15 protein-coding genes are annotated in these 20541 nt (G+C 58.6%); 5 read left to right on the top strand and 10 right to left on the bottom strand.

The window, feature by feature from the left end:
- Window positions 1-750, top strand: coding sequence for a carbonic anhydrase (locus XH93_RS11690; RefSeq protein ID WP_246799586.1), 750 nt, complete (start codon window positions 1-3; stop codon window positions 748-750).
- 872 nt (window positions 751-1622) lie between these two features.
- Here the strand turns inward: XH93_RS11690 and XH93_RS11685 are convergent.
- Window positions 1623-2765, bottom strand: coding sequence for an 8-amino-7-oxononanoate synthase (locus XH93_RS11685; RefSeq protein WP_194473612.1), 1143 nt, complete (start codon window positions 2763-2765; stop codon window positions 1623-1625).
- A gap of 741 nt (window positions 2766-3506) precedes the next feature.
- On the opposite strand from XH93_RS11685, the gene XH93_RS11680 reads away from it, so the two are divergent.
- Complete coding sequence (locus XH93_RS11680) at window positions 3507-3866, top strand: Dabb family protein (RefSeq protein ID WP_194473611.1); 360 nt, start codon at window positions 3507-3509, stop codon at window positions 3864-3866.
- 423 nt (window positions 3867-4289) lie between these two features.
- Here the strand turns inward: XH93_RS11680 and XH93_RS11675 are convergent, their stop codons facing one another.
- The 5 genes from XH93_RS11675 to XH93_RS11655 form a co-directional block, all read right to left on the bottom strand.
- Window positions 4290-4544, bottom strand: a complete 255-nt coding sequence (locus tag XH93_RS11675) for a hypothetical protein (protein ID WP_194473610.1) — start codon at window positions 4542-4544, stop codon at window positions 4290-4292.
- 1013 nt (window positions 4545-5557) lie between these two features.
- Window positions 5558-6184 carry a hypothetical protein gene (locus XH93_RS11670; protein ID WP_194473609.1) on the bottom strand — a complete coding sequence of 209 codons (627 nt, stop codon included), beginning with the start codon at window positions 6182-6184 and terminating at the stop codon, window positions 5558-5560.
- Window positions 6185-6187: 3 nt separating this feature from the next.
- Window positions 6188-6772 carry an NYN domain-containing protein gene (locus XH93_RS11665; RefSeq protein ID WP_194473608.1) on the bottom strand — a complete coding sequence of 195 codons (585 nt, stop codon included), beginning with the start codon at window positions 6770-6772 and terminating at the stop codon, window positions 6188-6190.
- A gap of 748 nt (window positions 6773-7520) precedes the next feature.
- Entirely contained in the window at window positions 7521-9992 is a 2472-nt protein-coding gene (locus XH93_RS11660; RefSeq protein ID WP_194473607.1) for an EAL domain-containing protein, read from the bottom strand.
- Between the two features lie 651 nt (window positions 9993-10643).
- The gene (locus XH93_RS11655; protein ID WP_194473606.1) at window positions 10644-13517 is read right to left on the bottom strand and encodes an EAL domain-containing protein; all 2874 of its coding nucleotides are present in this window, start codon (window positions 13515-13517) and stop codon (window positions 10644-10646) included.
- Between the two features lie 788 nt (window positions 13518-14305).
- Here XH93_RS11655 and XH93_RS11650 point away from each other — a divergent pair.
- Together XH93_RS11650 and XH93_RS11645 are read left to right on the top strand one after the other, a co-directional pair.
- Window positions 14306-14617 carry a hypothetical protein gene (locus XH93_RS11650; RefSeq protein ID WP_194473605.1) on the top strand — a complete coding sequence of 104 codons (312 nt, stop codon included), beginning with the start codon at window positions 14306-14308 and terminating at the stop codon, window positions 14615-14617.
- A 302-nt stretch (window positions 14618-14919) separates the two neighbouring features.
- Entirely contained in the window at window positions 14920-15135 is a 216-nt protein-coding gene (locus XH93_RS11645; protein ID WP_194473604.1) for a hypothetical protein, read from the top strand.
- Window positions 15136-15355: 220 nt separating this feature from the next.
- Here XH93_RS11645 and XH93_RS11640 read toward each other — a convergent pair whose 3' ends face one another.
- The 4 genes from XH93_RS11640 to XH93_RS42280 all read right to left on the bottom strand — a co-directional run bounded on the left by XH93_RS11640 (window position 15356) and on the right by XH93_RS42280 (window position 17698).
- Window positions 15356-15937, bottom strand: coding sequence for an NYN domain-containing protein (locus tag XH93_RS11640; protein WP_194473603.1), 582 nt, complete (start codon window positions 15935-15937; stop codon window positions 15356-15358).
- A 165-nt stretch (window positions 15938-16102) separates the two neighbouring features.
- Window positions 16103-16366, bottom strand: a complete 264-nt coding sequence (locus XH93_RS43075; RefSeq protein ID WP_194473602.1) for a Flp family type IVb pilin — start codon at window positions 16364-16366, stop codon at window positions 16103-16105.
- A gap of 423 nt (window positions 16367-16789) precedes the next feature.
- Window positions 16790-17110, bottom strand: a complete 321-nt coding sequence (locus XH93_RS42285; RefSeq protein WP_246799704.1) for a hypothetical protein — start codon at window positions 17108-17110, stop codon at window positions 16790-16792.
- Window positions 17111-17491: 381 nt separating this feature from the next.
- On the bottom strand, window positions 17492-17698 hold the full coding sequence (locus tag XH93_RS42280) for a hypothetical protein (protein WP_246799585.1): 207 nt from the start codon (window positions 17696-17698) through the stop codon (window positions 17492-17494).
- A 1011-nt stretch (window positions 17699-18709) separates the two neighbouring features.
- On the opposite strand from XH93_RS42280, the gene XH93_RS11625 reads away from it, so the two are divergent.
- Window positions 18710-20425, top strand: coding sequence for an MFS transporter (locus tag XH93_RS11625; protein WP_194473601.1), 1716 nt, complete (start codon window positions 18710-18712; stop codon window positions 20423-20425).
- The last annotated feature ends 116 nt before the right edge of the window (window positions 20426-20541 follow it).

The raw sequence follows: 20541 nt of genomic DNA, 5'->3' as shown, positions 1-20541 counted from the left end.
ATGCATGCAGACCGTTCTTCGAATATATCTCGCTCGCTCATGATCAAGCCCTCGCGCCGGTCGCTGTTGCTGTCGCTGTTCGCGTTTTCGACGGTTGGCATGCGGCTTGGTGCCAACATCGTTAACGCGAATGAAGCAAAACGGCTGCCCAAGCCGGATAATCTGCTCTCGCCGGATGCTGCGCTCAGGCGGCTGGTCGAAGGTAATGACCGTTTTGTCCAGGGCGCATCACGAGGCGGCGATTTCGAGCGCGAGCGTCAGATTTTGGTCGATGGACAAAATCCATATGCGGCAGTTCTGACCTGCGCTGATTCTCGCATAGCGCCGGAACTTGCTTTCGACAGCGGACTTGGTGACCTGTTTGTCTGCCGCCTCGCCGGCAATTTTGCCAACGATGTTACCGTCGCCAGCATGGAATACGCGGTCGCCGTGCTAAACACGCCGTTGATTTTGGTACTCGGTCACGATCATTGCGGCGCGATAGACGCCACGATCAAGTCGCTCAACGACGACAAGCCGGCGCCGGGACATATTCCATCCCTCGTCGCTGCGCTTGCGCCTGCCGTTCAGAAATCTCGCCAGCCAACCGGTGATCCGTCCGCCAATGCCATCCGGCAAAACGTAATCGATAACGTCGACACACTCAAATCGGCGGGCCCGATTCTGAACGCTGCAGTTGAGCAGAACAGACTAAAAGTCGTCGGGGGTCTGTACCGGCTCGATACCGGAAGGGTCGATCTACTGAACTGACCTGCACTTTCATAGTCGATTGTATTGCCTAGCACAGCTTCGGTTGAGTTCCGCAAAACTCGCCAGTCCATCGGCAAATGCACCGGATGTGATCCGCTCCACAATTGACATACAGCTTCAGGACACCTCTTTGTATGCGCGGGCTCTTTATCCTCCTCTTGGTTTACGTACTTATGTTGGCAACGCGCGGCCAGCACCAACACAATTCCTGCCGCGACCGAACAGGATCCATGCCTTCCGTCAATGCACTGGCCAACACAGTTGGCTGACGCCGCAGAAATCGCTGCGATGGATGTCGGGATCTCAGCGCGCGCGCCGACACGGGACAAATTTCAGCAAAATATCCTCGCCGGATCATCCATTATGGAACCGATAGAGATCGCCCCCTTAAGCCCCCCCGACTCAGATCGGGCTGAAGATCACATACAGCAGAATTACGATCGCGACGGCGGTCCAGCCTGCTGATCTGAGGAACACTGTTGCTCGCGACGGCATCGGACGATCTCTCCTGCGTCAGCCAACGAAGCGACCGCCAGTCTCGGAAAAGCAGCATCGCTGAATCTGTCTGAAGACCATACTTTGGATCCGCAATAAACCGGCACTTTGCGCGCGTGCGACAGTTGCAATCACCGGCTGGAACGCAGAACACTCTTCTGCGCGTCGCCTACACCCGTCGAGCCTGGCACGCATGGATCGATGGACGTCTTGCCAATGCACTTCAAAGAGCGCTGGTCGCTCTGGGTGGGCGAGCCTTGTCAATTTGACTTCCGAAGTGCTCCATTCGAAAACGAGCATCTGGGTGCGTCGGCAAGCACCTTTGAAGACCGTTTTTGCCGATCCCGACATCACCCTCATGATCATCTCGCGCGGCCTCATTGCACGTCGCCCCAGGTCTCTTCGACCAACGCATCGATCATGTCGGATACATCATCTTGTCCGACGTTAAGTGTCAGCGAGATCCGCAACCGTGCCGTTCCCACAGGCACCGTTGGCGGCCGTATCCCACGAATATCAAAGCCGCGCGCCTGTAGTGCAGAGGCAAGCCGCATCGCGCGGGCGTTGTCGCCCACAACATAAGGAATGATCTGTGATTTCGAGGAGCTCGCGCGACCGCACACAACGAGCTGCCGATGTGCAAAGTCGATCAGATCGATCAGACGTCGTTGCCGTTCAGGCTCCTCCTGCAGGATTAAGATTGCCTCTCGCACCGCGACGGCCATTAAGGGTGATGGCGCGGTGGAAAAAATGAATGGGCGGCACCGATTGACCAAGAAGTCGCGCAATATGCCGGAAGCCGTGACAAGCGCCCCCGCCGCGCCAAGCGCCTTGCCGCAGGTGTGGACCACCAAGAGATTTTCGCGCCCGTCATAGGGCGCGGTGAGCCCCCGTCCCTGCTCGCCGTAAACACCTGTGGCATGAGCCTCATCCACGACCAGGAACGCCTCGTAGCGCTCGGCGATCGCGACCAGATCTTTAAGCGGGGCGAAGTCACCGTCCATACTGTAGAGGCTCTCCACCACGATCCAGACACGTCCCTTTCCGCCCTTGGCGCGCCAGTCGCCAATCGTGTCTTCGATCGACTGGGGGTCATTATGGGTGCTTATCCGGAACTCGGCTCGGCCCGCTCGTGCGCCTTCATGAATGCTAGCATGCACGAGCGAATCGAGAACAAGCAGATCGCCCTGCTGCGGCAGCGTTGTCAGAACAGCAAAATTTGCGATGTAACCGCCGCCGAAGAACAGTGCTGTCTCCGCTCGGAAGAACCGCGCCGCGTCCGCTTCGAGAGCTTCGTGCTCCTCACAATTTCCGCGCAGGAGCCGTGACCCACCGGCTCCGATCGGCGTTCCGGCATCGAGCGCGGTGAACAGAGCCTTCTTCATGCGGGGCGCACTCGCCAGCGCCAGATAATCGTTTGAAGCAAAATCGGTCCCTGTGCGCGGCTTCAGGCCGCGCAGCCGATCGTCTTCTTTCAAGGCTTCTAGGGCCGCGACATAACCATTAAGCGGCATGTTCATTGATCAAATACCCTACCGCCCGCACCAGGACGCGATCGATCGAGTCTTCGTGGCACAGATCTCGGCTTGTGTCACCGACTCGCGACGGATTTGCAAACAGGTCGAACCGCGCTGGCCGAAGAAGCACGGCGCCTTCAGTCGATCGGTCACCGACTGCCCGTCCAGCCGAACAAGCCTCATGCTCGGCTGATTCTCGATTCTGACCGTCGCGACCTAGCGCGCCAGGATCGCTCAGTGGCGCCACTAATCGCACGTCCTTCACTTCGTTCCGTAACGTGAATTAGCAAGCGCGACGAGCACGCCGACTCGATCCTCGCACCTCGCCCATGCCGGTGATGTCAACGCTACTCACCTTGATGCCAGCGTCAGCCGGAGACATCTGCGTCCGCCAATGAACTGTCCGTACCTAAAACGGCGCTCCCCGAGCTCCCGCCGAGAGCGTGAACCAGTTGCGGCGCACACTATTCCGCCCTTGCGTAGCTATGTTGGCAAATTGCGCTTCTTCTTGCGCGCCCAAACTTCGTACGAGGCGGACAAACGGGAGTTCTTTCAGCGAGCGTGATCCAATCGTATCATAAGCGTACGCTCCGTACTCCAGCGCTCGCGACAACACACCCAAAGTTCGGCGAGTCAAATCACCGACCTCCTTCTCGCGCGTCGCCGCAGCCGCGCCGGCGTTGCGGCGCGGCCAATCACACGATAATTTCTTGACTGATTTGCAACACAAGCGCCGGGCCTTCCATGATTCGTCACGTCGTCCTGTTCACCGCCATGGATGAGGCTCACATCGATGAGATCATCGAAGGCCTTGCGGTTCTCACCACAATCCCACATGCGCGCCGGCTCGAGATCGCTCACAATCGCAAGAGCGACCGATTCGACAACGATATCGATGTCGTGGTCTATGCTGAGTTCGACAACGAGACGGAGCTCGCAGCTTATAAAGCGCATGGCCTATACCAGGAGGCGGTCAGGCTGGTACGGCCACTCCGGGAGCTGCGGTTTGCGGTCGACTACGATGCATCTACAGATACGCGCTTCGCCGCGATAGGAGGAATGATCCAGCTTAACCGGCGCGCCGCGCCTACGTGCGGGCGTTAACCTGACAAGCGATGCCTGTGGGATCCAACGGGGCGGCGCTCTCGCTGGAACGGGGATCATGATCGGAGCGTAGAAGGCCGCTGCAGCCGTTCGGTGACTCATCATTCAATGCACGTCCGAAAAATTGCAATCGGTCGAGCATGTCACTGCAATGCGTTGTCTGGCGCATCCACCGCAACAGCCTACTCCCACGCCGCAACTTGAAGGGCGGCTTGGGAGGAGCGCGCTGATTGGATTCATTAGGATGTTGGGCATTCGTCTCCTCAACTGGCACCGGTCCTGAGCGCCGCCGTGTCGTTGCTACCAGACAAGCGCCCGATACTGTTTTTTCGCGCCGATGCCTATCAGAGCCACCACCCGACGAAATCATAGTTCCGGGTGCCCCGATGTCCGATCATGGAATGGCCACAACTCATCGCGTAGCTATGGCTTGCACGGCGTCGACGTGCCACTGGCCTCCACATAGAAGGACCCCGATGACCTCGCCGCCGCCAGCGTCCGCCGACAGTCGTCATATCCCTTGAGCTTGTCCGCGACCGCCTTTCTGTTCTCGGTCCCCCACTTCATGCAGTCATAATACCAATACCGGCACGACGTGACGCGGTCCGCCGCATAAGCCGAACCGGCGGCAGCGGAGACGATGCCGAACGCAATGCACGCGATTGCGATCTTCCTCATTTTCATCATCGATTGCATACCGACTTTATGCAAATTGCACATACCAACACGTCGGCATGCGGATACGACCGGAGCGTGGGGTTGTGGGGTTGACGTGCCGTCCGCAACGCACGAGCGCATGCTGAGGATCTTGCCGCTGTCGGCTCTGACAGAGCTCATACTTTGGTGTGGCCGAAGCAATCGAGGTGACGCCCGCGTGACATCCAAGAAACACGCGACCACCGTTGTCCGTTGCTTCATTCGAGATGCATCCTGCAAGGATATGATGTCCGAAACAGTTCGGTGCGACACCAACGGCCGGCTCTGGCTCCGCCTGTCCCAGATTTGCCGCGCATGGCTATGTTGACAGATCGTGTCTGTTATCGGCGCACAATCTTTGTACGAAGCGGACCGACGCACTCCGTCCCGATTATGTCATTGCAATACTCGATCGCGGCGGCGGCTTACGAGGAGGTGTTCGATCCCGTCAGATGCCCGATTTTTTTGGGCCAGACAGTCGAGGAACTTTCGATTCTTCTCTTTGGAGGGCGCTAAGACTGAGCCGCCCGCACCTACCGATCATGGAAAGTGCGGCAATGCGTGTCCCAGCAAACCGAGGCCGAGGATAAGAAGCCCCGCAAAGGTCTGCACAAATTCGGCGCGCGACGTATGCACGTTACCCTCAAGGCAAGCGCTGCACCTGCTACGATACATACAGCACCTGGCGCTATTACCGAAAGCGGACTGTAGAAGAATAGATCGAATTTAGAATCGAGATCGAATATTTGTTTGCTCAAATCGCCACTTATATGAAAAGTTAGAAGGTGTCAGAATTCCTCTGAATACACAAGATCGAGCGGCGACGATGAGCGGAAGCCATACCCGCTGGCGGCGACTGCTATATCGCGGACAACTGGACGGACTTCTGAGGTAGGCGACCTGGCCATCGCGGTTCAAGCCGCTTCCGGTCGCGACGTTCGCGGGTCCACTGGCGCCGTCACCCGCGAAATGTTCTGCAATCCTCGACATTCGGGTCAGTGAAAGAAGACGCGCGTGCCGGGAGGCCATCTCCGCTGTTTTCCGATCGGACTTGCTCCAATTTCCCAACCCGCGCCTGCCCATAGGACGTCAACCACACCGGGGGCGCCCATAGCATCACGGACAAAGAGTATGTTGGGAGCAGAATTGCTCTGCAGCGCACCGCTTTCACCGTTGGGCTGCCGCCTTAACAGGCGCCAGATATCTGCCAGTTTGGTCTCATCGGGAATGCTCAGTTCTCCGATGATCTCATTGTCCTTTGAGGGCTTCTTCAGGGTGTAGGTCCGCAGGCATCTATTGCCTGCGGTTTCGACCGTGACCGCGAACCTGCGCACAAAGGTCGCACCAAGCCAGGAAATCCTGACTTGAGCCGTTGGCGTGATATCTTCCTTAAAGTGTTCCCGCGCGACGAATGTTTCAGCCTCGACCTCGCCAGTCTTCCGTTTCAGCGAGCATCCGATCCCTACATTTGGAACAACCGGCGACGATCTATCATCATCAGTTTTGTTCTCCTCCGCAGTCGCGCTGACCGCCCATATTAGCAGAACAGGGACGAGATACGAGTTGAGCCCTAAGCGGCGCATTGTTGGTGTCGCCGTCGACCTGCACGAAATCACCGCCATTCGTTATTCCGCGTCGGCTGGATCTCGGCGCTTGCCGACACTTGATATGGAGCACGACCGTTCGAACGGATCGCGTTCCACCTTCAGCTTCAACCGCGTTAGGTCAATAGATTCGTCCGCCTGCCGCCGAAGTTCATCGGCGATCATCGGCGACTGGCCGGCGATGGTGGAGATCGCGGTGACGTGGACGCCACGGCGCCGCACCGCTTCGACCATGCGACAGAAGTCGCTGTCGCCCGAGAACGGGATGATCCGGTCGGCACACTCAACCAGTTCCATTGCATCGACCGCGAACTCGACGTCCATATTGCCCTTTACCTTGCGGCGGCCGCAGTCATCCACAAATTCCTCAATCAGCGTGGTGACAAGCGCGTAGCCGTAATAGTCGAGCCAGTCGAGGAGCGGCCGGACCGCCGAATATTCCTGATCCTGGGTCATCGGCGTGTAACAGAACGGCCGCAGTAGCGGGTTGTGGCACTTAAACTCTCGCAGCAGGCGCTTGTAGTCAATCTCGAAGCCGAGTGCCCTGGCAGTTGCGTGGGGTTTGGGGCTATCGATAAGGAGCGCGATTTTTTCGAACGGTGACATGCCTCAATTCGCGCTCTTCATCTGTCGCCTCCCGCTTCCTCAGGACGACTTCAATAGGGGTCTGCAATGATTTATTGCTGCCCGTGATGATTGGGCGTCTATAACCAAGTCCCGTTCGCTCCGCTCCGACAAACACAGTACGCAACGCACGAAAATCTCGTTTCTCGCCTGAATCGTCTCGGTTTTTCCCAAGGGTTGACCAATCCGGATGTCGGTTTTGCCAAAATGACTGGACCGCTATCGGCCAGTGCGGGGTTCCGCTCTAGCGATCTGAAGACGCAATCATCGATAGACACGACGCTCACGATCTCCCCAGCAGGGGTCCGGATCATCCGCGGCATGGCCAACTCCATGTCGATGCGCGCGGCAACGCCGTCAGCTCTAAGCTTGATCGCCTCCGACATGCGGACGATGCCGTGGCCCCGGCGACCACAAAAACCAGGCATCTCAATTGTCGTACCAATCGCGAACGAAGCCTCGAGACGACGCCGTTGCCGACGGACGCCTGCATTCGCACCCATCTCCAAAGGCCACGGTCGCAAAGCGCCGCGGCAGGGCTGATCACGAAAACATTCAGCCGAATTGACCATCGCAAAAGGCTTTAGCTACGCGCTTCACGCAATCGACGCTCCCACGTGCGACGCGTACCTTCGCCAGCAGCACGATCAACCCAGCCCGGCGCGCCGTGTCATAGCCTTGATGGACGGCCAGATTCCAGCCCACCTGAAGCGCACGGACACGCAATGAGTCACGCCGCCTTCGATGGCCTAACCCCAAAACGACGCAACAGCTGCTCCACTTCGGCGGCCGGCTTAGCGCCGCTGAATAAGAAGCCTTGCACCTCGTTGCAGCCCTCGGCGCGGAGCCAATCGAGCTGCTCGGTGGTCTCCACCCCTTCCGCAATTGTCGTGATGTTGAGCCTGCGGCCGAGCTCTGCGATCGCGCCCACAATGGCGACGCAGTCGGCACGTTCGGCGATATCTTTCACAAAAGAGCGGTCGATCTTGATTTTGTCGAACGGAAAGCTGCGCAAATAGCTCAAGCTTGAGCAGCCGGTGCCGAAATCGTCCATGGAGATGGCAACCCCGAGCTTGCGCATTTGATGCAGGATCGCGAGGTTCGCCTCGGTCTCCGCCAGAAACACGGATTCGGTGATTTCGAGCTCGAGCCGCATCGGCGACAGTCCAGAATTCGCCAGTGCCGAGATCACCACCTGGACAAGGTTGCGGTTGCGGAACTGCATCGGCGACAGGTTGACCGCGACCTTCACTTGGCTCGGCCATTTCACCGCCTCGTTGCAGGCTTCGCGCAACACCCACTCGCCGAGGGAGGCGATCAGCCCCATCTCTTCTGCCACCGGAATGAACTCCGCAGGCGAGATCATACCCTTCTCTGGATGGCACCATCGCAGCAACGCCTCAAAGCCGGAAATCTGGTCGGTCGCAAGATCGACCAGCGGCTGGTAGTGCAACTCGAATTCGCCGTGAACAAGGGCGCTGCGCAGGTCGAGCTCCATCTTCCTGCGATTCTGCGCTTGGAGGTCCATCTCGCGCTCGAAGAAACGGTATATGCAGCGGCCGTCCTGCTTGGCCCTGTAAAGCGCCATATCGGCATTGCGCATCAGCTCCTCGCTACTGATCCCGTCGCCTGGCGACAACGCAATCCCGATCGAGGCACCGATCACTACCTCATGGCCATCGATCTCGTACGGCGTGCTGAGGAGCTTGATCAACCGGGCTGCAAAGTCCCTTGCCTCGCTCGGTGAGGTGTCCTGGGCAAGAATCACCGCAAATTCGTCCCCACCGAGCCGCGCGGCAAGGTTGTTGCCGGTTACGCTCGCGCGGAGGCGGTCGGACACCAGCCCCAGTAGGCGGTCGCCCGCGGGATGGCCGAAGGAGTCATTGACGTTTTTGAACAGGTCGAGATCAATACACAACACTGCCACGCGTTTGCCCGCTGCATTGCCGGCTTCGAGCGCCTCCTGTAGCCGCTCCTGGTAGAGCGCACGGTTCGCCAGATTGGTCAATCCATCGTGGTGCGCCATATATGCGATGCGGGCCTCGGCCTTGCATCGTTCAGTGATGTCGACCACTGCAACCAGGTACCCATCGCGTCCCTCAAGCATAAGGCGTCGTCCGAAGGTCAGCACACAAATCTCGCTGCCATCGGCTCTCACATGGCGCCAGTGCCGTTCTGACTTGTAGCCATCACCGATATCTTGCAGCGCCCGAGTATGGCTGTCCCACTCATCCTTTGGCCAGATCTCGTGGACTTTCATCTGCAGGAAGGTCTCGCGAGCATAGCCGTAGTTTTGTACCGCCGCGTCGTTGACCTTCAGAAAGGCCATCGTCTCAGGGTCGAACACCCACATCGGCATCGGATTGCTGTCGAACAGCAACCGAAACGAGGCATCTCGCCTCTTCACGGGCGTCACATCGGAAATAACCAACGAAAGAATGTCGCCGAGGGTAATAACACTCAGGCGCAGGCATCGATCGTCGCTGTCGATCTCGAACTGATCGCGTCCCCCTGTTGCGACCACCCCGCGCAGCTGTGCTATTACGGCGCCCGTGCAGAGCACATGCCTGCCTTCATTTAAGCGGCTCCATTGCAGACTTCCCGCGGGCACCTTGAGCAGGTTTGCTGCGCCCGGATTGTGGTACACGATCTGGAAATCGGTCGGTTGGCCCCTCGCATCGCGAATGGGCGACAGTGAGATCACGCCGTCATCGGTCGTGGAAAAGATCGTATCGAGCAAATTGCATTGCGCGCTACGCTCGTTGACGTAGGCGCCGACCAGCATGCCGCCCCAGCGTGACAACGTCGGCAGCACCAGCACGTCATAGGTCCGCACCATGCCGTCTCGCACGCAATGGACGGTCCTGAGATAGGGACGGTTGTTTGCAATCGCGTTCGAGGCCGCCTCGGTAAGGACGGTCGCGCAATCAGGCAGCAGCGCTTTCATCGGAATGTCCCAGCGCTCATCGCCCAGCCACTTCTGCGCGTAGCGGCCGGTGCGCGAGACGGTGAACGCATCGTTCTCCCACTTCAGCAGCACGATGTGATCGGCAAGCCGCCCGAGGCTGCCGAGCATCACGTCTTCATACCGAGGAAGATTTTCACCGGGCCTGAGCGCAACCTGCCACTTGCGCCGCAGGACGGGCACGTCCTCGAACATCTCCGGATTTATTTTCGCGGTTTGCTGCTTGGCAGCATCCATGACACTTCCTCGAAAGCTCACACTTTCTGCGAGACACAAGCGTTCTGCCCATCGGTATCATGCAGGTCGGCTTAATTCGATGTAAAGAATGAACGTGCGCTGGAGCGAAACGGCGATCTCGGCCGTGTTAAGTGAGCCGATGGTTAGCGCGCGTAACTCAACGTACGAAACGTACGTTGTCGGCCGCCAAAGAGCGCGCATTCGTCCGTTCTGCGCAAAGTTTGCAAGCTGATAACATACGCTACGACAGGCTGACGCTTGCATCGCCCTCGCCGGAGCGTCCTAACGCCTGACTGACAATATTATGATTATCGACCTTCTCCGTAACGACCTGTCACGTGTCTGCGCTCCGCCTTCGGCGGAGGTTCAGGTTGGCTTAAGGCGATGACCGTCGATTGCCGCGCTTCTTCACACACAGATGCGGTCTTGCCCTGGCTTGTCCAGGTTCTGGTCTCGGGGTCGTTCATGCCCTCGACAGGCTAGGCGGGCTATGTGGCAAACGGTGCGTGACTGTCCGAGCAAAGCTTCGGGCACCAAGCATCGTCATCGCGGTTTTATCACGCTCGGGCCTTTCTACCCTGACTCTCGCAGCGAGGAACAAAGCGCACGATTCTGCCCCGCCGCCGTCGTCGAGAGGAGAAGACGTATCAGCTATCGTGGCTTGGCCGTTCTTACCACTGGTTCGGCCGCACACAATCCATAGTTGCCGCCGTGTGTCGAATGCCGAGCTCCTGCGATCGTATTCACATAGTCGGTGATTGGACGCGGCCGGCCAATGAGATAGCCTTGAACCTGATCGCACGCCTCGCGCGACAGAAAGTCAAGCTGCTCGTTTGTTTCAACACCTTCGGCGACTACAGGCAAATTGAGAGCCCTGCCCAACCCGATCACAGCGCGAACGATCGCCGCGGATTGGCCATTACGCTCGACATTCGAAATGAAGGATCGGTCGATCTTGATCTTGTCGAATGGAAACGATTGCAGATACGATAGAGATGAATAGCCGGTTCCGAAATCGTCCATCGCGATATGGACGCCGAGAGCTTTGAGGCGCCGCAGGATAGCAATCGCGCGATCGAAGTCACCGATCAGGACACCTTCGGTAATTTCGAGTTCCAACCGGTCCGCCGCGAGGCCGGTCTCCAACAGCGTGGTGTGCACCAAAGCCGGAAGGTCTCCCTGCACGAATTGTGCAGGCGAAAGATTGACGGCGATGCGCAGTGGTTGCGTCCAGGACGCCGCTTCACGGCAGGCCTCCCGCAGCACCCATGTCCCAATCGTAACGATCGCGCCACTCTCTTCGGCAAGGGGGATGAAAACGGCCGGCGGGACAAGTCCCCGACTCGGATGCTGCCAGCGCAGCAGAACCTCGAAGCCGATGATCTCCCCTCCAACCTTGGCTTGGGGTTGGTAGTGCAGCACGAGCTGCCGCTCGGAGACGGCTACGTTCAGGTCCTGGTGCAGCGCGCGCTTCTCGCGCAATCGCATGTCCAGGTCCGGGTCGAAAAATCGAACCATGCCGCGGCCGTCAGCCTTGGCGCGGCACAGCGCGGCATCCGCATTGGCGACGAGCATTCCGGGATCTGTTCCATCCGCCGGATAGAAGGCAACACCAATGTTGAGCCCTATGTATGTGCGATGTCCGTCGATCTCGAATTCGTCGCTGCTCGCCGCAAGGAGGCGATCGGCGAGGGCCATCGCGCCTGATGGCGTTGGACAATCCGTGAGAATGATGACGAAATCGTCGCTGCCCAAGCGCGCCAGGAACGCTCCCGCAGCAGCCACAGAAAATCGTTCCGCCGCTCGACACAGAAGGGTATCGCCTATGCGGTAGCCGAAAATGTCATTGATCTCCTTGAATCGATCGAGATCCAGGCAGAGGATGGCAAGTCCCTTGCCAGATGATTTTGCCGCCTCGAATGCCGACGCCAAATGCCCGTTGAAGGCCGACTGATTGGGCAAATCCGTCAACAGGTCGTGGAGCGCCATGTGGTGGATACGCGCCTGCGCCTCGTTACGCTCGGTCACGTCCTCGATAACCGTCAATAGATATTGTGGTTCACCGGCGCCATTGAGCACCGGAAAACTGGATGGTTTGACGTGCCGTCTGCCGTTCCCCGGAGTATCGAGCCAATGCTCATCGAAGCACAGTTGGCGCCGCGACTTCACGATCGCCCGGTCGTACCCAAAGATCGTTTCGGCTTCCTCCTTGGGATAGACCTCGAATGCGGTTTTATCAATGTAGCGGGTACGCGGGACGCCCAGCAACCGCTCGGCGGCGCGGTTGAGCAGGACATATTTGAAACTCTGCGCATCCTTCACAATGATGGGTGTCGGCACATTCTCGATGACCATGCCGAGAAATTCGCGCGTGTCGTCGGCCGCATCCCTCGCTCGGCTTAGCTGCTCGTTGGCATCGGCGAGTTCGCGTGCTCTGGCGCGGCCGATCGAAAGTGACCACACCGCAACAGACAACAGCAGGCAGACGAGCAGACCGGCTGACAGAATGAACCGAGGCTTCTGCACGTCGATAGTGATGTCGAATGTCGGCAACGAACTGAAACGTATCGTCCAGGAGCGTCCGTCGATCTCCAGTGGCTCGGCCACGCTAAATGCAGACGTCCGTGGCCCGGCCCCACCGGCGCTATCGTAGAGTTCGTCGTCCTCTCGGAGCGACACTCCGTCGTAGATTTCCAGCCTGACGCCGGAGAGCTGCTCGGTTCCCAGAGTGCCTCGCATCAGGTCACGCATACGAAATGGCACATAGACATATCCGACGGGCCCGGCTCTGCGCTCCTCGACGGTTGCCGGCGGTACGGCCGTTTGATAGACCGGCAGATACATCAGAAAGCCATTTTGAACACCCTGGTTCGTCTCCTGGACCAAGGTGACTTTGCCGGAGATCGACGGCGCGCCTGAGTCGTGCGCCATGATCATGGCCTCCCGCCGCACCGGTTCGGTGAACATGTCAAAGCCGAAAGCGCGCCGATTACGCCAATCAAACGGTTCGAGATAGATGATCGAGGTATATTCATCGCGATCGCCGCCCGGCTTGATCTGGTAGTCGGGGACTCCTTCGGAGCGAACCGCCAGAACGTGTGCATGGCGCCGCTGCGCGGCAATTTGCTTCGCAAATCCGACGCCTTGAATCCCGGGATAGTCTTTATCGATGGCAAGCGTTCCGACGTAGGTCCGCCACTCTTCGCGCGTCACGCGATTACCGGTCGCGGCAAAGAGCCCAACACCTCCGCGCAGAAGCTGCCGATAGGCCAGGAGCCGCTGACGTATCGCGAACTGCGCCTCGCTGACATTGAACTTGAATCGTTCGTTGGCAATTCGAGTCGGCTTGGTCGAGGTATGGGCCGCCATCGAGATCGACGCAATCGCGATGCCGATGAACGCAGCAGCAGCCAGCAGGTTGGCTGGACACCTTTTCAGCGAAGCCAACAAACTGCCGAGCTGTCCGCGGCCGTCTCCGGTGACGGATCGTGTCCGCCGATTTCGCCGTCCAACAAGCCCATGCATGTTGCGCTCCTTTGCGGGACCTGCGCCTGCGATTTTACCGGCAGATCCAATGCACGTCTGAGCCCGTTCGGCCGCCGCATAGCAGGTTCCTCTGCGCGCATACGGCGATCTCAGTTGTGACAATCGCCTGCATCGGCTGCCCTGCCTGTCTCAGCAGGCCATGATCGAACAGAGTGCTTCGCACACACGATGATCGCGCAGATTGTATTATCGTTTCGTAAATGTGGTCGGCGTCTCAGAGCGACGCGGGATGGCTTTCACGGCGGTGATCATGCTGAGATTATTGAAATGTACCCATAGCGCGGCTTAGCCACAGTGATGCACGGGTAGCCAAATTCATCGCGGACCAAACCTCACACCAACTTGGTACCGGAAACCCGCCCGCGACGTCCGACTCGACCCAGCATCAAGGGCCCGAGAGATAGGCGCTCCCTGCAACTATGTGCCTGTCGAGTTATCACCGGATACGCACGCGCAGACGATCTAACAAGGGCGCCCTAAACAAGGGAACCGCCGCCGGATGGGCACCGTCTGCAAAACAGGCGCGAGCTTTGTACGAAACGGACAAAGCGCGTGCCATCGCCGTCGATGTGCTCAAAGTGGACCACAGGAGTGCGTTCTGAACCTTACGCGCATGATTATCGAACGCGAATGCTCGATCATTCCGCAATGGCGGGCTCAAGCAGCAACAATTGCTCCTACTCGATGCCATTGGGCGGTACAATGGGCTATTGCCTAGGGACCGTCCCGGACATAGGGGACCGGCGACATGTATGGGTACGTCGCGCATGCCAGCATCGATTTTATCTCTCAGTGTGCTCGACAGCGCTGATCTCACCAGCTATGTGCGACAGACGGTCACGAAGTTGTTGCTCGGCGAGTTAGACAAGCTCCGTCATGATCCCGAGCAGCTGGAGTTTGCCGAAAAGCGAGCCGTGAACGCCCACGAAAGGGTGAACCACGCCAGGCGCCTACGCGACTCTTATGCGCTCGGCACAACCGAACGCGACGAAGCGGATCGGTTGCTAGTAGACGTTAAAAGTCTTCAAAGCCTGCTGGATGCTGTTATCGTGGCCTGCACGAGTTCTCGCGGCATCTAAGACGGCGACTTGATCGTAGAATGACGCTGGGTGCGGCACGAGATCGACTTCATCTTCGTTACAACCCTACGTCGACCATCCGCTTATGGCTCAAGTATGGATCACCATGGCGGAGATCTAATTTGCTCGCTGCGGCTTTATGTCGTGAACCACGATCCGCGGGATGAAAATCCATCGAAAAAGGCGCTGCAAGGCCGGTTTTAAGCGTCACCTGGGACCAAATTGCATTCAACCTTCGCGCTCAGTGAACACAATGATGCGATGAAAAGCGTCTCGTTGGCGAAATGGACCAGGAGCAGGACATGGCCAGGCGTTTCTACCGACTGCTTTACCGATTCCGCATGCGCGCATATGCCGAAACACTGTTTCGGCGTAGCAGGCACGAGAAGCTGGAAAAATTCTGGCTGCAGTGCAGCTTGATGCGTCTTGGGAGCGAACTACGGCAATCCGACCACTGGTCCAGCGCAGTGGGTCAGCCGGTCCAAGACGCGGCCGAAGCCATCGCCAGCCCCATCTGAGGACGCGGGAAGTCGTGCTGGTGGGAGCAGCGCGTTACAGGCAGCGACAAGCGCTGCTGGTGCCGGCCGTGCGAGAGGATGGCATCAGCGTGCACAACACATGAACGGGCGCTAGAAGCGCCGAGAGGAGGAAGTACTCATGAGACGCTCGTGCTGTCGGATGGTGCCGGCGCGCCGCCGGGCATCACGGCGACTTCCCGTCACCGCATCACCGTATTCACTATTCCGCGCTGGCTGACTCTCGCTTGCCGGCACTTGTCGGGGACCCGAGCCGTTCGGTCGGATCGCGCCCCAGTTTCGGCTTCAGCTGCGCTAGTTCAATAAAGTCGTCCGCCTGCCGCCGAAGCTCGTCTGCGATCATCGGCGGCTGGATCGCAGTGGTGGAGATGACGGTGACACGAACGCCGCGGCGCTGCACGGCTTCAACCATCGAACGGAAGTCGCCGTCACCAGAGAATAGGATCATCTGGTCGATATGCTCCGCGAGTTCCATGGCATCGACCGCAAGCTCGATGTTCATGTTACCCTTCACCTTACGCCGACCGCTGGCGTCAACGAATTCCTTGGTTGCCTTGGTGACGACGGTATAGCCGTTATAGCCCAGCCAGTCGACGAGCGGCCGGATCGACGAATACTCCTGATCCTCGGCAATCGTCGTGTAATAGAATACCCGCAGCAACGGGCCCCGCCTCCGATACTCCTCAAGCAGGCGCTCGTAGTCGATCTCGAAGCCAAGCGCCCTGGAGGTAGCGTGGAGGTTGGGACCGTCGATAAAGAGGGCGAGCTTTTCGAATCGGGACATGACTGCTCCACTTCCAAAATGGATGCGCGGGGCCGCGCAGGTTATCCACTAGCTGTCTGCGAAGAAAAGCTGGAGGGTTGGTAGCCAAGGGCCCCTGCCAATGACCCGGGACGAAATCTATGTCGAGCTCATGCACCGCGGCGCTCCTGTTCCGTCGACTTCATATCATCGATCGGAGGATCCAGCGGAGGCCTTGTCGAAGTTCTGTTGCTTACCTGTGGTGGGTTCGCGTGCAGGATCCCGCTTGCCAAACTGACCAGTCGAAACGCTAAGCGCAGGCGCAGAACTGCAATCAGCGTTGTGGTTTGTACGAAGACTGTTGAGCGCAAAGATAAGCGGAACGGAAATCGCCACCGCGATCAGACCGTACTCGATGGAGGTCGCCCCAGTGTTGTCCGGCCAAAACCGCAAAAAAGCAAATGATCTCATGACAGTGTCATTTCTGGCGACTCCCGTCCCCCACCTGAAATGCTGGTGCAGCAATTCCGTTCACTCTCAGCCCTTGTCGCTATGTCACGTGAGGTTGCCTCAGATAGCTTGCGCTTTGAGGCGCACAATCTCCTGCCTGCAGCACCACTATTCGCACTGTTCACCTGTCGTCCCCTGATGATCTGCAGCGGCCTGCTATTTTCGTCTGCGATGCCGGCAATGAATACCTTGATTCCCTTCGGCTGCGCTCCGACGAACTCAGTACGCAAAGGACGAACAACCTCGTTTCCCACCCGAGCGCCTCATTCGCGCCTTCACCCGAGGATTGACCACCCCGATTAGGTTTTTCCATCATGACCACGCCTAGGATCCCGCGCCCAGCTCCAAATGCCGCCGTCGCAAATCAGCGCAGCAACCCGGGCATCAGACGTCGCGAAATCGGGCGCAACTGCCCCTACAATAAACTGAGCACTTTGCGCCCAAATCATCCCAGCGGGCCTCTCTTGGCGGCTGCCCGAAAGAACCACTCGTCCCAAGACAATGCACTGAAGAGGCATAAGCGCTTGAGATAAGCTTATAGCAACAGCATGTCTTTTGCTCGAGGGACTTGCGATCATCAATCTGCAAAGCGCCGCGCATCTTGCGAATCAGCCCGTGTTCTTCGAATCGCACGAGCGTCTCCGCGCCCCCGGCACGGCGCAATCCGAAGGCATCGGAAAGATACTCATAGGTGACCGGCAGCATACGGCCGCCAACAGCATCACTCGCCAAACAGAGCCAGGAGGCGAGCCGCTGTTCGCGATCGTGCCGAACTCCGCACAATCCTGTCTGAACGCACTGAAACGTCAGCGCTTGGATGTACCCAAAGACACTCTCTCGGATCTCAGGGCGTTGCTTTATCACTCGACGCAAATCCTCGACACGAATCCGCTGCGCGCTTCCGGCAAAGAGCACGACCGATTGATCGTCGAAAGGTCCCTCCCCACAAGAACGAAGGGCCGCCCCCCCCCCGATATCCTACGAGTGCCGTTTCCAGCATGCTTCCCGCCGTGACGCTTCTCAGCGAAGCGAGACCCGATTCTATGAAGTAAATGTGCTCGATATGCTTATTCGGCTGATTCAGAATCATGCGTTTTTCAGGGTGATCGGGTCCCCTATTACCGCAAGGTCTTGCAAAGGCAGCCGCGCCAGAATCGCATTTTTGACCAAGGGCCGCTCCTTGGGGCGCACCAAAAGAGGCCTAAGCATCGGCCGCGTGTTGAACGCTCGCTTGTGAGCTACACTTTTGGAGCAGTCCAGCGCGTCGACGACGGCAGGCACGTGGTCGGCCATGGCCCCTCTCCTGGCATGCGTTTTTTGCGTCCCGCGCAGCAAGTGGCCCCGCCCCCGCTCCCTACGGAGACGAGGGCGGAGCCTGCCCCCCTTGCCCTGAAGCGGTAAGCCACGCTGTGCCATAGACTCACGGGAGTTCAGGTGTTCCGCGCGTTTTACGACGTCGCGTAAGATAATCTCAGATAGCCACACAACCAGCTCTTTGAGGCGCGCATTCTCTTGCTTGCAACGTTCCAGCGCGCAGTGCTCGTCTGTCATTGCCAATGCTTCATAGAGAACTTGTTGTCACGGTCCAGTCATGCTTCCTTTAGAACCTACGCAGTATAAGGATGCTCCGACAAAGAGCGTACGAAAAGTACAAACAATCCAGCTTCTCGACAGCGCGTGTCGTCTCGGTCTCAGATTTGATCGTTTCGTACGATGCAGAGGCCTCCGGAGAGTTTCCATGCGTGTGGCCGGAGTAGAATCTCGCCACATTCCAAAATCCGTATGGGGTGTGCTTACGAGAAGGAAACACCATACCGCTCGAGGTCTGTACCCAGGATGTTGGGATGTAGGGTGAGCGTCGGCAGAGTGCTCTACGATCACCGCGAGCAGCTTCGATCATTGCGGTGCCCACATGTTCTGTGCCGCCGCAAGTGAGACGGGTAATTCCACGAAATGGCCCGAAAATAACAAATAACTAAACGATGACCACACGAAACAGATTGTTATGACAACCGCGCCGTTCGCATTGGAATGCTCCCGAAGAGACCGCGAGGTCGGCGTCAACGACTTCCGGGTGAGCACGGAACAGCAGCGCTCCCACCTCTGATGGTGCTGTTTTTGTTTTTCTGCGCGGCAGCCTTTGTTATGGGGCGCAAGGCGACGGAAGCAGTACATCACTGTCAATCAAACACGATCGAAGCATCTCATTTTACGACCGTGCCAGGATCTGAACGCGATATCGCGCCAGGAACATCCTTGTGATCCCTACCAAGATCAAATCATGGTAGATCATCACGAATCGATATGACCGATTCACCCAAAGCCAAGACGCGTAGTGCCGACGGCATCACGGCGCCGCTGCGGCACGCAACCTTCAGGCGCATCTGGCTTGCGAGCCTCCTGTCCAATGTCGGTATCTTGATTCAAGGCGTTGGTGCAGCCTGGGCTATGACCCAGATGACGTCGTCGGCTGACGAAGTCGCGTTGGTCCAGACCGCACTCTTACTGCCGGTCATGCTGATTTCGATGCCAGCCGGGGCGATCGCGGATATGTACGACCGCCGCATCGTGGCGCTGGTCTCCCTTGGATTGGCGCTCGCCGGAGCCACCGGGTTGACGGTGGTCGCCTGGCTTGGCTTGGCCACACCAAACCTCCTGCTCATGCTATGCCTCGTTGTCGGCAGTGGCATGGCGTTGATGGGACCGGCCTGGCAATCGTCGGTTAGTGAACAAGTTCCGCTGGAAGCACAGCTGCCTGCAGCGATCGCGCTGAACGGCATCAGCTACAATATTGCGCGAAGCGTAGGTCCGGCAATCGGTGGAGTCGTGGTGGCAACCGCGGGTGCAGTAGCCGCATTCGCGCTCAACACGTTGCTGTATGTGCCGCTGATTATCGCTTTGTTGCTTTGGAAACGCATCAGCGCGCCCTCACGCCTGCCGCCTGAAAGATTGAGCCGCGCGATGGTGTCTGGCGTACGCTATATTAGCAATTCGCCGTCGATCAAGATTGTGCTGGCCCGCAGCCTGGTGACCGGCATCTTTGGCGGTGCAATCACCGCTCTGATGCCGCTGGTGGCGCGCGATCTCTTGCATGGCGACGCGCAGACCTACGGCATCATGCTTGGCGCTTTTGGCCTGGGTGCGGTGGTCGGCGCACTGAATATCACCGAACTGCGCAAGCGGTTGAGCGGGGAGGCCGCGATCCGCGCCTGTGCGCTGTCCATGGGCGCGGCGATGGCCGCGGTTGCGCTCAGCCGCGAGCCGGTATTGACCGCGGCGGCACTCGTCCTGGCGGGAGCCGTGTGGATGATGGTGTGGGCGGTATTCAACATTGGGGTGCAGCTATCGGCGCCGCGCTGGGTGGCCGGACGCTCGCTTGCAGCCTATCAGGCGGCGAGCTCAGGCGGGATTGCCGTTGGCAGCTGGGGTTGGGGCCGTCTGACCGACGCGGCCGGCGTCGAAACCGCGCTGCTGGTGTCGGCCGGCCTGATGGTTGCCTCACCACTCATCGGCCGTTGGCTGCCCATGCCCCGCATCGGCGCGCGGGGTGAGGAACCTGAGCCGCTCGCCGATCCCGAGGTACGGCTCGCCTTGACCGGACGCAGCGGCCCGCTCGTCGTGGAGATCGAATATCGAGTTGCACAGGAGAATGCCAGAGCGTTTCATAGTGTTATGCAAGATGTGCAATTGTCTCGCCAGCGCAACGGCGCCTACGGCTGGTCGATCGCGCGGGACATTGCCGATCCGGAATTGTGGACCGAGCGCTTTCACTGCCCGACCTGGCTCGACTACTTGCGTTGGCGGAACCGCTCGACGCGGTCGGAACGTACACTCGAGCAGCGGGCAATTCATTTCCACGTCGGCCCTGCGCCCATACGGGTCCGTCGCATGCTGGAAAGGCCGTTCGGCTCGGTATACTCGAACGACGACACGACCGAGTACGCAGCTGGCGAAATGCGAGGCGAGATCGCAAGCCCGGCAAAAGCATTACGTAGCCGGCCACTCCGCCCAATCAAGTGACCTGTCGCCGCATAAGAGCTGTTTATTTCAGACGTTTAGAGACTCGATCCGCTCCACTTCTTACGCAGAACTTCAACAGAATACTGCCGAATAATGCTGCAAAAATGCAGAATCAC

Origin of the sequence: Bradyrhizobium sp. CCBAU 51753, assembly GCF_015291565.1 — a bacterium.
GTDB classification, from domain to species: domain Bacteria; phylum Pseudomonadota; class Alphaproteobacteria; order Rhizobiales; family Xanthobacteraceae; genus Bradyrhizobium; species Bradyrhizobium ivorense.
Note: the sequence above shows the minus strand (reverse complement) of the source record. Positions and strands in the feature narration are given on the sequence as shown.